Source organism: Megasphaera vaginalis (ex Srinivasan et al. 2021), from assembly GCF_000478965.1.
GTDB lineage: Bacteria > Bacillota > Negativicutes > Veillonellales > Megasphaeraceae > Megasphaera > Megasphaera vaginalis.
This window is the reverse complement of record NZ_AWXA01000008.1, coordinates 1-14,623: the sequence shown is the minus strand read 5'-3', so window position 1 is coordinate 14,623 and position 14,623 is coordinate 1. Positions and strand designations below refer to the sequence as shown.

Annotated in this window: 7 protein-coding genes and 1 pseudogene; all 8 read left to right on the top strand. The window is 51.8% G+C overall.

The features are described 5' to 3' along the window. Positions 1-142 precede the first annotated feature (142 nt). Complete coding sequence (locus tag HMPREF1250_RS02000) at positions 143-1,300, top strand: glucose-1-phosphate adenylyltransferase (RefSeq protein ID WP_023052953.1); 1,158 nt, start codon at positions 143-145, stop codon at positions 1,298-1,300. Further along, a complete protein-coding gene (gene glgD, locus HMPREF1250_RS01995) occupies positions 1,297-2,409 on the top strand; it encodes a glucose-1-phosphate adenylyltransferase subunit GlgD (RefSeq protein ID WP_023053040.1) in 1,113 nt (370 codons plus the stop codon). Before HMPREF1250_RS02000 ends, glgD begins: the two co-directional genes overlap by 4 nt. Before the next feature lie 20 nt (positions 2,410-2,429). Next, positions 2,430-4,862 (top strand): glycogen/starch/alpha-glucan phosphorylase, encoded by a 2,433-nt coding sequence (locus HMPREF1250_RS01990; protein WP_036242365.1) that lies wholly within the window; start codon positions 2,430-2,432, stop codon positions 4,860-4,862. A gap of 19 nt (positions 4,863-4,881) precedes the next feature. Next, positions 4,882-6,990 (top strand): 1,4-alpha-glucan branching protein GlgB, encoded by a 2,109-nt coding sequence (gene glgB, locus HMPREF1250_RS01985; RefSeq protein WP_023053054.1) that lies wholly within the window; start codon positions 4,882-4,884, stop codon positions 6,988-6,990. A gap of 39 nt (positions 6,991-7,029) precedes the next feature. Further along, the gene (glgA, locus tag HMPREF1250_RS01980; protein WP_023053081.1) at positions 7,030-8,466 is read left to right on the top strand and encodes a glycogen synthase GlgA; all 1,437 of its coding nucleotides are present in this window, start codon (positions 7,030-7,032) and stop codon (positions 8,464-8,466) included. 65 nt (positions 8,467-8,531) lie between these two features. Continuing rightward, positions 8,532-11,909, top strand: coding sequence for a 4-alpha-glucanotransferase (malQ, locus tag HMPREF1250_RS01975; protein WP_023053055.1), 3,378 nt, complete (start codon positions 8,532-8,534; stop codon positions 11,907-11,909). Positions 11,910-12,012: 103 nt separating this feature from the next. Next, positions 12,013-13,671, top strand: a complete 1,659-nt coding sequence (locus tag HMPREF1250_RS01970) for an ATP-dependent nuclease (RefSeq protein ID WP_023052972.1) — start codon at positions 12,013-12,015, stop codon at positions 13,669-13,671. 115 nt (positions 13,672-13,786) lie between these two features. Next, positions 13,787-14,623, top strand: a pseudogene (locus HMPREF1250_RS01965) (hypothetical protein); the annotation flags it as partial.

Genomic DNA, 14,623 nt, shown 5'->3' with positions numbered 1-14,623 from the left:
TGTAGGCTTTTTACGTATGATGTCGTATAATAAATATAATTATTGATTCTAAAGTATGGAGCCGGATTGTTTGAGGTGTCAGCAGTGTTGGTACATGTATCCTGAATCATGCCGGACATCCTTTCGCAAAGGAGGATATGCTATGAAGAAATCAAATTGTTTGGCAATGATTCTTGCCGGCGGTAAAGGCAGCCGTCTGGGCGCATTGACGAAAGATCAGGCAAAGCCGGGTCTGCTGTTTGGCGGTAAGTACCGGATTATTGATTTTCCTCTCAGCAATTGCCGCCATTCGGGAATTCACACTGTCGGTATTTTGACGCAGTATCAGCCGCTGGAATTGAATTGGTACGTCGGCAACGGCGGCTCGTGGGACCTGGATTCGGACGGCGGCGGCACCTTCGTTCTGCCGCCATATACGAGCGATAACGGCTCGGGCTGGTACAGCGGCACTGCCGACGCCATTTATCAAAATATGAATTTCATTGACATGATCGGCGACGATTACGTGTTGATCCTTTCCGGTGATCATATTTATTCAATGGATTATGCGAAGATGCTGGCTTTTCACAAAAAGCACGGCGCTGCCGTCACGATCGGCACGATTCGCGTTCCGTGGGATGAAGCGAATCGTTTCGGCATCATGGTCGCTGCCGACGATATGCAGATCCACAAGTTTCAGGAGAAGCCGCAAAAACCGGAAAGCAATTTGGCTTCCATGGGAATTTATATTTTCAACCGCAATGTTTTGAAGAAATATTTGACTGCCGATGCGAGAAATAAAGAGTCGGAACATGATTTCGGCAAAAATGTCATTCCGGCCATGTTGGCGGATAACGTGGAGCTTTACGCCTATCCCTTTGAAGGATACTGGAAGGATGTCGGCACGATCGACAGTCTCTGGCAAGCCAATATGGACCTTCTTGCCGACGAACCGCTGCTCAATTTGAACGATCCTCATTGGCGCATTTATTCCGGCAATCAGAATCTGCCGCCTCATTTCATCGGACCGGAAGGCAGCGTTAAGAGTTCATTGATTGCCGAAGGCTCCTCCGTTTTCGGCGCCGTCGTCAATTCCGTTATTTTCTATAATGTCGTTATCGGCAAAGGTGCGCGCATAACCAATTCCGTCATTATGCCCGGAACGGTCGTGCAGGAAAACGCCGTCGTCGACAAGGCGATCATCGGCGAGCGCTGCACGATTTACAAGAATGCCGTTATTCACAATGAAGACGGCTCCGTTGCGGTTATGGGCAGAAAAGAAGAGGCGAAGAAAACGTGTAAAGGGGGAGCGGAAGCATGAGCAGCGATATGATAGGCTTGATCAATTTGGAAAGTGACAGTTCGTTGCGGGAATTGAATGAAGAACGTCCGTTGGCTACGGTGCCGATAGGAGGAAAGTTTCGCCTTATCGACTTTACCCTTTCCAATCTGGTTAATGCGGGGATCAACAATGTCGGCATTTTGCTGCCGCTCCAGGCACGTTCCATTCTGGATCATGTCCGCTCCGGCAGAGAGTGGGGATTGGCCCGTAAAGGGGACGGACTTTTCTATTTGCCTGTAGATTGGGAAGATGTAAATAATCCGGTGGAAGGAGATATTCGGCTTTATTATAAGAATCTGCTTTTTGTTTCACATTCGTCGAAACCGTATATATTGCTGACCGGCGGCGATATGGTCCAGAATATCGATTATGATGAAGTCCTGCATTTTCATCGTCATCATAATGCCGACGTGACCATGATCTATCAGAAACAGCGGGAAGCTTTCAACGGAGAGGCCCATGTCCTTCAGGTCAATGAACAAAATAAGGTCGTCGGTATTTATGCCAAAGCTGCCGTTGCCGCCGGTGATAATATGTATCAGCGCGGCATTTTGATCGATTCCGCCGTATTCCAGCAATGTATTCGCAAGGCCTACGGTAAAGGATATCATTACTTTATCAGCGATGTTTTACAGCGAAATATCGACAGACTTCGTGTTTTCGGCTATCCTTACGAGGGGTATGCCAAACGGGTCAGTTCCATTGAATCGTATTACCAGGTGAATATGGATCTGCTGGATCACGATACGTGGTGGAAGATGTTTCAGCAGTATCAACGGCATATTTATACAAAGATCAAGGACGTAACGCCTGCAAAGTACATGGAAGAATCTTCGGTTTGCCATTCTTTGGTAGCCAACGGCTGCATCATCGAAGGGCGCGTGGAAAATTCCATCATTTTCCGCAAGGTTCATATCGGCAGGAATGCTGTCGTTCGCAACAGTATCATCATGCAGCATTCCGTTATCGGCGACGATGCGCAAATGGATTATGTCATCTGCGATAAAGATGCCCTTATTCAGCCTGAAGCGACGCTGTCGGGAACCCAGGGGCATCCGATGTGCATCGGCAAATGCAGGGTCATTTAAAAAGGGGATTGGAAAGAGAAATGAAAACATGGCATACAAAGGAAGAATTCAAGTCGGCGTTTACTAAAAAGGCAGGCATACTCTATGATAAGGAACTCCACGATCTGACACGCAGCGAGGTATATCAGATCATAGCGTACATGGTCCGCGATTTGGTAAGTGACAATTGGATACGGACGAATAAGGCCTATGTTGAAAAAAAGACGAAACAAATTTATTATTTTTCCATCGAATTCCTTTTAGGCCGGTTGTTGGAATCGAACCTGATCGGCGTTGACGGGGAAGCCGTTTGCCGGGAAGGGCTGCGGGATCTGGGCTGGGAATTGGCGGATATCCTGCCGGAAGAACGGGATCCCGGTCTCGGTAACGGCGGTCTCGGCAGATTGGCGGCTTGCTTTATCGATTCGTTGGCGGCGCTGCAAATGCCGGGGCACGGCTGCAGTTTGCGGTATCAATACGGCCTTTTCAAACAGAAAATGGTTGACGATTATCAAGTAGAATTGCCGGATAATTGGCTGGTCAACGGGTTTCCCTGGGAAGTAAAACGGGCTGATAAGGCCGTTCATGTCGCTTTTTGCGGCAATGCCTATATGCGTCCTGCCGACAACGGCGAATTGGAATGCGTCTATGAAGGCGCGTCCTACGTTCGCGCCGTGCCGTACGATGTGCCGATTATCGGTTATCGCAATAACACGGTCAATACGCTCCGGCTCTGGCGCGCAGAATATTCCCGCGACGATGTGTATCGCGAATTATCCTTAGGCGACCGCCATCAGGCCTTTCTGTACAAAGACAGCGTGCAACGCATTTCCCGCTTTCTTTACCCCGATGACAGTACGGAAGACGGACGGCGGTTGCGCCTGATGCAGGAATATTTTATGGTGTCCGCCGGAGTTCAGAGTATTATCCGCCATTATAAAAAGAAATACAAAGCGCCACTTACCGCTTTTGCCGATTATATGGGCATCCATATCAATGATACGCACCCGGCTCTTGTTATTCCTGAACTGATGCGAATTTTTATGGATGAAGAAGGGCTTTCGTGGAATCAGGCCTGGCAGATTACGGTACGCACCGTGGCCTATACGAATCATACCGTTTTGCCGGAAGCCTTGGAACGTTGGTCCATTCCCATGTTCAAATCACTGTTGCCGCGCATCTATTTGATCCTTGAAGAACTGAACGAGCGCTGGCTGAAGAAGGTTCGGACTCTTTACCCGGGCGATGAGGGAAAGGCGCGTGATGTGGCGGTCCTCTGGGGCGGTCAAGTTCACATGGCGCATTTGGCCGTCTTGGGGAGTCACAGCACGAACGGTGTGGCCGAAATTCACTCGCAGATTTTGAAGGATTCAACGCTGCATCAACTTTATACTTGCTTTCCGTCACGTTTCGGCAATAAGACGAACGGCATTTCCCACCGCCGCTGGCTGATACAGGCTAATCCGCAACTGGCGGCGCTCCTTGATGATACGATCGGTACGGATTGGCACGGCAGCCCCGAACGGCTGGAGGAGTTGATGGCCTATTGTAACGACGCTTCTTTCCTTGAGCGTTTGGACGGGGTCAAACGGGAGCGGAAGCGTATTCTGGGCAGCTATTTGTTGAAGCAATATGGGGTATCTGTCGATGTCGATTCGATTTTTGACGTACAGATCAAGCGGATTCACCTCTATAAGCGTCAGCTTTTGAATATTCTGCATATTCTGCATCTTTACCGTCGTCTGAAAGACGATCCGTCTCTTGTTATCGCGCCGCGGACCTATTTCTTCGGCGGTAAGGCTGCAGCCAGCTACGATGAAGCCAAGCAGACGATTCGCCTGATCAGCATCGTGTCCCGTATGATCAATGACGACCGACGCATCAGCAAGATGCTGCGCGTCATGTTTCTCGAAAACTATAATGTTTCTCTCGGGCAGATTCTTTTCCCGGCAGCCGATGTGAGCGAACAGATCTCCACTGCCGGCAAAGAAGCGTCGGGGACGGGAAATATGAAATTCATGATGAACGGCGCTCTTACCTTGGGCACGATGGATGGCGCCAATATAGAGATCCGCCGTCGTGTCGGCGATGAGAACTGCGTCATTTTCGGACTTCGGGCCGACGCGGTCATGAATTACTATATTCATGGCGGATATTCGTCTTGGGAAGTGTACAGCAGCGATGAAAACATACGGAAGGTGATGGATTCCCTTATTAACGGTTCCATCGGGGACCATGAGATCTTCGGTATGCTTTACGAATCTCTTCTTGATCGAAACGACGAATATTTCGTGCTTAAGGATTTTGAAGCCTATTGCGGCGGACAACGGGAGATCGTGCGCCGGTACAAAAATCGACGGAGCTGGCTGCATTCCAGCGCCGTCAACATCGCTCAATCGGGGTATTTTTCCAGCGACAGGACGATTCGGCAATATGCCGCCGACATTTGGCATATTCAGGGTGTGAAGGTTTGATTCATAAGGAGACCAGACAATGAAAATCAGTGCTGTTGATGCGTATAGTACCTATCTCTATCATCAAGGGACGAATTACAGCAGTTATCGCCTCTTTGGCGCCCATTTTACGGTTTTGAAGCACAAAGGGTGCGTTCGTTTCGCTCTTTGGGCGCCGCATGCGGCGCAGGTCAGCGTTGTCGGCGATTTTAACAACTGGGATCCGGCCGCATCGCCGATGGTTCGCAGTGAGCAGGGGAACGGTATTTGGATCGCTTATCTTGAAGGACTTCAGGAAGGCGATATCTATAAATATGCCGTGACGACGAAGGACGGGCAAGTTGTTTTGAAGAGCGACCCTTATGCCTTTGCTTCGGAGGTGCGCCCGAATACGGCTTCAAAACTGACCAAGCTTCATTATACATGGCATGATAAAAAATGGCTTGAAAGCCGCAGTACGTATGATTCATACAAGCGGCCGATGTTGACGTACGAGGTGCATCTCGGTTCATGGCGCCGCAATGCGGACGGCGGCATGTTGACGTACCGTGAGCTGGCGGAACAGCTGGTCGCCTACGTCAGCAATATGCATTATACACATATTGAAATCCTGCCTCTCTGCGAATATCCCTACGACGGGTCCTGGGGGTATCAGGCGACGGGGTATTTTTCCGCGACGAGCCGTTACGGTACTCCGGAAGAACTGATGTATCTCATCGATTCCTGCCACCGCAGCGGTATCGGCGTTATTCTTGATTGGGTTCCCGGCCATTTTTGCCGTGACGAACACGGCTTGCGGCATTTTGACGGCGAACCTTGCTATGAGTCGGGCAATCAGACGCTGGCGGAAAATCGGGAATGGGATACGATGAATTTTGATTACGGCCGGACTGAAGTGCGGTCATTCCTGATTTCGAGCGCATTATTCTGGTTTTCCCAATTTCACATCGACGGTCTCCGCATCGATGCCGTAGCCAACATGCTTTACTTGGACTACGGTCATAAAGACGGCGGCTGGCAGGCCAATAAGTATGGCGGTCGGGAGAATTTGGAAGCCGTCGCTTTTCTGCGGCAGTTGAATACGGCCGTATTTAAAGAATATCCGCACGCGTTGATGATTGCCGAGGAATCTTCCGCCTGGCCGCTGGTCACGAAACCGGTCGAAGTAGGTGGTTTGGGATTTAACTATAAGTGGAATATGGGCTGGATGAACGATATGCTGCAATACATGTCGCTCGATCCGCTTTTCCGCAAGGAAAACCATAACCTGATCACTTTTTCTCTTTGCTATGCCTTTTCCGAAAATTTTATCCTGCCCTTGTCCCATGATGAAGTTGTGCACGGCAAGAAGTCGCTTTTGGATAAAATGCCGGGAGATTATTGGCGAAAATTCGCCGGACTTCGCGCATTCTACGGGTATTGGATGGCGCATCCTGGCAAAAAGCTTCTCTTTATGGGCAGCGATTACGGGCAGTTTATAGAATGGAAATATGACGACAGTCTCGATTGGCATCTCTTGGAATATCCCATGCATAAAGGCATGCACGATTACGTGCGGGAATTGAACGCCTATTATTTGGACAACCGTGAACTATGGGAAGAGGATTGCGATTGGGACGGATTTTCCTGGATCAGCTGTGATGATTGCGATAACAGCGCCGTTGCTTTTTACAGAGCCGGCGACGAAGCGGGGCTGACTGTCGTTCTCTGCAATTTTACGCCTGTTGTGCGGCAGGCGTATCGCATCGGCGTGCCGCAGGCCGGTACCTATGTCGAGGTCTTTAACAGTGACGCCGATCGTTTCGGCGGGTCCAATGTCCTCAATAAAGGTGCGTTCGATACGGACCCCATTGCGCTGCACGGCATGAAACAATCGCTGGCACTGACGCTGCCGCCTTTGGCGACGATTTATCTGAAGCTGAAGGAGGACGGGGGAGAAAAAAAGGAGCAGGCAGCCCTTAGCGGCGGGGGGCGGACGAAGCGAACGGCGTCAGGGCGCATGCGGACATCGAGAAAGGCGACAGAGACGCAAGTCGGAAAAGGGGAGGCGGCAAAGTCCGCGTCTCCCCGGCGGCGGGGAAAAACCGCAAGTTCGCAAAAAAATGTTGCGGCCCGCGGGAAAAAGGGAAAAACGGCAGATTCCCACTAAAGATGCTGCCGCAGACAAGGTACAGAGGGGAGAAAGCGTATGATGAAAGTACTACTTGCAGCATCAGAAGCCGTGCCGTTTGTCAAGACCGGCGGCCTTGCCGACGTAATGGGGGCGCTGCCCAAATCGTTGGCTGCCAGGGGAATGGATGTTCGCGTCGTTATTCCCAAGTACAGTCAGATCGGTGAAACATGGCTGAAGGAAATGAAGGAAGTCACGACAGGCACAGTCAATCTTGCGTGGCGTCAGCTTTATTACGGTGTCGAAGAAATCAGGAAAGACGGCGTAAGATTTTACTTTATTGATAATGAGCAATATTTCAAGCGTGATAAGCTGTACGGATTCGGCGACGACGCTGAACGATTCGCTTATTTTTGTCGCGCCGTGTTGGCGATGTTGCCGAAAATCGGCTTCAAGCCGGATGTCGTTCATTGTAATGATTGGCATACGGGGCTGCTGGGTGCGTTCTTGAAGGAAGATTTTATTCACGATCCCTTTTATGTGCAAATGAAGGTTATTTACACCATCCACAATTTGAAATATCAAGGGATCTTTGATCCCTTTGTCATGAATGATGTGATCGGTCTGCCGTATGCGCTTTTCAGCGGCGGCAAACTGGAATGTGACGGCGCGGTAAATTACATGAAGTCGGGCATGGTCTATGCTGACCAGATCACGACGGTCAGCCCGACGTATGCCGAAGAAATCACGTATCCTTATTTCGGAGAACGGCTTGACAGTTATATCCGTACTTGCAAGGCGCGTCTGACCGGGATTATCAACGGTCTTGATGAGGATATGTACAATCCGGAGAATGACGAATTCATTCCCGTGCAATATACGCCGGCGACGCTGCAAAGCGGCAAGCGCGGCAACAAGCAGCGGCTGCAGCGGGAACTCGGTCTGCCGGAGCGGAATGTGCCGCTTTTTGCCATCGTCACCAGGCTCATTGAAGATAAGGGAATGGATTTGGTTTTGCGTATCATTGATGAACTGCTGAGTGAAGACATTCAATTCGTTCTCGTCGGTACCGGTGACAGCGCTTATGAAAATGCCTTTCGCCAGGCGGCGCAGCGTCATCCGACGAAGATGGCCGTCCGCATCCTCTTCCATGAAGCGCTGGCTCACCGAGTCTATGCGGCCGCCGACTTCTTTCTCATGCCGTCGCGCTATGAACCGTGCGGCCTGAGCCAGCTTATTGCTTTGAAGTACGGTACCGTTCCCATCGTTCGTGAGACAGGCGGGCTGAAGGATACGGTCATTCCCTTCGATAAGTATACGGGGAAGGGAAACGGGTTGTCGTTTCTGAACTTTAATGCCCACGAACTTCTCTGCACGGCCAAGCAGGGGTTAGGCTATTATGAGGTGCCCGTTATTTGGGAACAGCTGGTCAAAAATGCCGCTGCCAGTGATTACGGCTGGCAGCGTTCAGCTGCCGCGTACGCCGCATTATATGAAAAGGTTTCGGAAAATTGAAGTTGTGAAAAATCCCCTGCGCGACGGCCTGTTGCTGCAGGGGATTTTACAAAGAGGAGATGGCTATGAATACGTTTTTTTATCATGATTCATGGAATAGCGGCTGCCGACATCCTTTCGGCGCCGTGCCGACGGCAGGCAGGGTGCGTATCAGGCTGGAGGCAAAAGGCGGTGAAACGGCGACGGTGACGCTGCGGCTTTGGCAGAGTAACGGCGGTGAAAAGCTGGTGCCGATGGCCTTTGACGGTAGCGGGTATGGCTGTATGCTGACTGTGCCGGAGCGAGGTTGCCTCCTGTGGTATTATTTTGTGATCGAAGCCGGCGGCGATCGTTTCTACTACGGCAATAATCGCGATAATCTTGGCGGCGTCGGCGAACTTCGGAAGGAGCCGCCGCCGTCTTATCAGATTACCGTTTATGACCGGCAAATGAAAACGCCCGACTGGTTTAAAAACACGATTGTTTATCAGATCTTTCCCGATCGGTTTTGTCGCGGCCATGATCCTGCAGTCCGACTTCAAGGGAAAAAAGGCGCCGTCATACATAGTGATTGGCATGACCGCCCCTATTACTGCAAGGATGAAAAGGGGGCCATCGTTTATTATGATTTTTTCGGCGGCAACCTGGCGGGAATGGAAGAAAAACTCACGTATTTACAAGAACTGGGCATCGGTGCGATTTATTTGAATCCCGTTTTCGAAAGTGCCAGCAACCATCGTTACGGTACCGGCGATTATTACAATATCGATCCTTTCTTGGGGACCAATGAAGGATTTGCCGCCTTTTGCGCCGCCGCCGGCGCAAAGGGAATCCGCATTATTCTTGACGGCGTTTTCAGCCATACCGGCGCCGATAGCCGCTATTTCAACCGCTTCGGCACCTACGAAAGCGTCGGTGCGTTTCAATCGCAGGCGTCGCCGTATTATGACTGGTACCGCTTTAAGAACTATCCCGACGAATATGAATCCTGGTGGGGTGTCGATGATCTGCCGAACGTTAACGAGACGGCACCGTCTTACCTGGATTTTATTATCCGCAATGACGACAGCGTGCTGAAACATTGGCTCCGTCAAGGCGTCAGCGGTTGGCGGCTCGATGTTATCGACGAATTGCCGGAGACGTTTTTGCGTGATTTTTACAAGACGTTGAAGGCAACGGATCCGGAAGCGGTGCTGATCGGCGAAGTCTGGGAAGATGCGTCGAATAAGATCAGCTACGGGGAACAACGGGAGTACCTTTGCGGGTATGATATCGACAGCGCCATGAACTATGTCTTGCGGCGAATGTTTATCGATTTCGTAAACGGTGTGCGCAACGCTGCGGAAACGGCGGCGCAATATATGCACCTTACGGAAAACTATCCTCCCGAACACACCTACGCCATGCTGAACCTCATCGGCAGTCATGACGTGGAGCGCATCCTTTCCGTCTTGGGCGGCACGGAAACCGATACGGCGGTGGCCAAGAAAAAGCTCCGCCTGCTGTCGGCCTGGCAGATGACCTTGCCCGGCGTTCCGTCCATTTACTACGGTGATGAAGCCGGTCTTTTGGGCGGTAAAGATCCCGATAACCGCCGGACGTATCCTTGGGGACAGGAAGATGCGGAACTGCTGTCATGGACAAAAACGCTGACGGCTCTGCGCAACGACCTTGCCTGCCTGCGGACCGGCCGATACTTGCCGCTATATGGAACAGGCGATGTGCTAGTCTATGCCAGAGCCATTGAAGGCGGCAGAGATGTGTTCGGTAATATTGCGGCTGACGGTCTTTGTGTCGTTGCCCTCAATCGCAGTACGAGGGAAGAACACACGGTAACGGTTCATACCGACGGGCTGATCGGCGGTACGCTGCGATCACTGACGGGCGCCGATCTTATTGTGGAAACGGTAAACGGCGCCTTTACCCTGACCTTGGCGCCGCTGTCCGCCGTCATCCTCCGGGGAGAAGAGAGCCGGCGGAAACGCTGCGGCGTGCTGCTCCAGCCGACTTCGCTTCCGGCAATATGCGGCAGCGGCACGTTGGGGCAGGAAGCCTTTGCTTTCGTCGATTTTTTGGCAGCAGGCAAGCAATCGGTATGGCAGATCCTGCCGCTGACACCGCCACTTGACGGCGATTCGCCGTATTTCAGCCGTTCGGCTTTTGCCGTCAACGAGCGGCTCATTTCCCTCGAGGTCTTGCGGGACTGGGGATGGATATCGTCTCGGGATCTGGCTGCTTTTTACGAACGCGCCGCCGGCGGCGGTGACGTGCAGGCGGCAAAAGACGGGCTGTTGCAGACTTTGCCTGCCCTTTCGGCGTTGTCTGGGGAACGGCGCGACGTGGAAACGTTCTGTGAAGCCAACGCCTATTGGCTTGACGATTACGCCGTTTTTGTCGCCGTCGCCGATCACTTCGGCACAACTGACTGGACGCAATGGCCGGACGATATTCGCCGCCATCAGGCTGCCGCCGTCAAATACTGGAGCGGTAAACTGCATGCCGGCGTCGCGCGCGTACGCCTGCTGCAATATGCAGTCCACAGACAATGGGCCGATGTCCATCGGTATGCGCGGCAAAAAGGAATTGTCGTGCTAGGTGATATGCCCATGTTCGTCGCCCATGACAGTGCCGACTGTTGGGCGCATCAAGAGTTTTTTCAGCTTGCTGAAAACGGCCGGCCCGCCGCCGTTGCCGGCGTACCTCCCGACTATTTCAGCGCCGACGGACAACTTTGGGGCAATCCGCTCTACGATTACGAAAAGATGGCGGCTGACGGCTACGAATGGTGGGTGCGGCGTTTTGCCAAGGCCTTGGCAGATGTCGACGAGATCCGCGTCGATCATTTTCGCGGTTTCGCCGCGTACTGGTCGGTTCCGGCCGGTGCGAAAACGGCTGCCGCCGGGAAATGGCGGACAGGGCCGGGAGGACATCTTTTTGCTGCCGTACGGCAGCGGCTCGGGGACTTGCCGTTGGTTGCGGAAGACTTGGGAAGCATTACGGACGATGTCTGCCGGTTGAAGAATGAATTGGCCTTGCCGGGAATGAGGGTTCTCCACTTCCATGGCAAGGAACGGACCGACAGGCGGTTCAGCTTCGATACGGAAGCCCGTTGTCTGGCTTACACGGGAACGCATGACAACAATACGACCTTGGGTTGGTATCATGATGACTTGGATGAGAACGGTCGCCGGCGTCTGCGGGAGGCTCTCGGCTGCGCCGCCGACGTTACCGATGATGCTTTGATGGATGCGATTCTGGCATACCTTTACAGCCGGCGCGCCGAAACGGTCATTGTGCCGTTGCAGGATATACTGTCGCTCGGCAGCGAGGCTCGTATGAACAGGCCGGGTATTGTCGGCGGCAATTGGTGCTGGCAACTCGCATCGGCTATGGCTTACAGACCGTATTCCGGTAAATTGGCCGCCCTGGCTTACCGCTACGGCCGGGTAAACGCTGAGGACTGACAAACGCTTTGTTTCGCCTTGTGAAAGACGGCGCCTCTTGCAGGGAGTCGTCTTTTTTTGTCGAATACATTAAGATAAAGAGGCAAAGAAGGCAGGTGATCTTTTGTATATCCAATACATGCGCATTAAAAATTACCGCAATTTTGAAGATGTGGAAATGACTTTTCATCGAAGGGCAAATTATCTGGTCGGAGAAAATGCCATCGGCAAGAGCGGATTTTTGCGGCTCTTGTCACTTCTCAGCGGCGGCGCGGTAATTACGGAACAAGATTATCGCGACGCGGCAAAACCGATCGTCATTTATTGTTCCCTGCGACTCTTGGAGAATGAGACGGAATACTTTGCCGACTCGCCGGCGCATCATCGACAGGAAATCATTATTCGTCTTGAAAAAAGAGTTGATGAACTCTTTCCCCGTCTTTATGACGAGTCGACGGGAGAACGACTGTCTATTGACAGCATTCGCCGTGTTCGTTACGTTTCCAATGAGCCGGCGCATGATTGTGAAGATGACGTTCCGGCCCGTGTTTATCGAGAACTGGAAGAGCTTCTCTGTACGTATGGGCAAATGGATCTGGGCGCCTTGACGCCGGAGATCAAAGAGTTTATCAGACATGAAGAAGAAGTCGGAGCCTATGATTCCGCTTATTATATCGATATTTTCATCCTTTCCCATCTCTTCAGCCGTGAAGACCTGCCGCGGGCCGACAATATCAAATTTATTTCTCTAGTAGCGCTGAAGCTTCTTACGCAGATTTACATGATGGCGAAAAGCCGCGCCGTGCCGTTGGAACATACGCTTATCGTAGACGCCGGCGGCCGTCGGTTTTTACCCCTCTTCGTTTCCTTCGATGAACCGGAAGTGCATCTCCATCCGTATATGCAGCGCGGTGTTCTGCAATATCTGAAGAGCATACTGAATAATGAAGACGAGGTTTTTACGGCATTGCTGAAAGGCCTTTTCGGTATTGACGGGTTACGCGGGCAGATCTTTGTCGTTACCCATTCCACGGATTCGCTGGTTGACGACTACCGGAATATCATCCGTTTCTACCGCGCCTCCCATTCGCCGGTTCAGGCTGCCTGCGGCGCAACCTTTCATTTTGACGGCGAGTTGGAAAAACATCTGATCATGCATTTTCCGGAAGTGAAAGAAGCGCTTTATTCAAGGAGCGTCATCATCGTGGAAGGAGAAAGCGAATACGGCTGTTTCCGGCTGTTTGGCGAGACCTTGGGGATTCCTTTCGATTATTACGGCATTTGCCTGATCAATGCCAGAGGGGAAAGTTCCATCAGCAAGATCAGAAAACTGCTCCGCTATTTCAAAATACCTACGGTGTCCTTGTACGATGCCGATGTTAAAGGAAACAAGGAAGCGGAGAAATACGTTTTTTTTACCGATGAGATCTGCTTTGAAATGGATATCGTCAAGACCTTGCTGCAGCAGGATAAAAGAAAACTGCTCAATGCCATTACCGACAGTGCTGTCGGCGAGCATGCGAGAGCGACGGCGGATATGTTGAAAAAAGCCTGCCGCAAGCTTAATCTGAATTATCACGACTACCCGCCGCGGCTGCTGTGGAATGTCAATCCCCGCAACACGGCTCAGCAGGAGGTGTATTATTTTGCCTGGCTTTACAGCAACAAGGGCGTTATCCTGGGCAGGGTCATCGGCCAGTTGTTGGGGCGTCGGGAGATACCGCCGTCTTTTGTGCGAATTATTCGTGCCGCCGGTTATTTGGCAAAGGTGACGGGCCGATAGGAAGCGGCGATGCAGGTCGTTTCATTTTACAGAAAACTGACATAAAAATCCCTTTTTTTATACGAATGGCCGATATACTCAATAGTAAAGTTACGTACAAAGAAAGGGGATTTTTATGTCAGCTACGATGAATCGCAAATCTGTATTTTGCAAGGCTGCCGCGGCAGTCTGCGCCGTTTCCGTTTTGATGGCCTTTAACTGCTTTGCCGTTCTGGCCGCGCCGCCTGAAGCGATGACGGCGGATACGGTTGCTATGGCGAGTGTAAAGGTGAAAGAAGTAACGAGCCCGCATCTTGAACCGAGCGTTAAAACGGCACTGAATGCGTTTTTGAAAACGTACGGGAATACGTCGCCTGATTACCGCATAGAAAACCGTCCGTATGCCGTTTTCGACTTTGACAATACGACGTCGGTTATGGACGTTGAAGAACAGTTGATGATCTGGCAGCTTGACCATCTGGCCTTTGCCGTTGCGCCGGAAAAGATGGAAGACGTGTTGAAAACGGGAATCCCTGCGGCAAAACTTGATTTGACTTACGGCGCTGACGACGGTTCCGGCAAAAAGGTTTCCATTCGCAGCGCCATTGCCGATGCGGCGAAAGCATACGGCGAGTTGTATGCCGGCGGGTACGTTTCCGTCGCCGGCAGGGAGCAGCCTGCAAGTGTCCGTCGAAGCGGCTCCTATCAGGAGTTTGTAGCAAAGATGCGTTGGCTCTATGATGCTATCGGCGAAACGATGGACGCTTCCGTGTCTTACCCGTGGGTAACGTATTGGTTTACCGGCATGACGCCGGAACAGGTACATGCATTGGCATATCAGTGCGACAGCTATTATGGGGATCCCGCCAAGGGGCAGACTTGGACCAAAGGCGCTTATGCCAGCCCGAAGGACTACGTGTCGGCGGCAGGTCCCGTAACGGTCTCCTTCAAGCAGGGGATCACGGTAACGCCC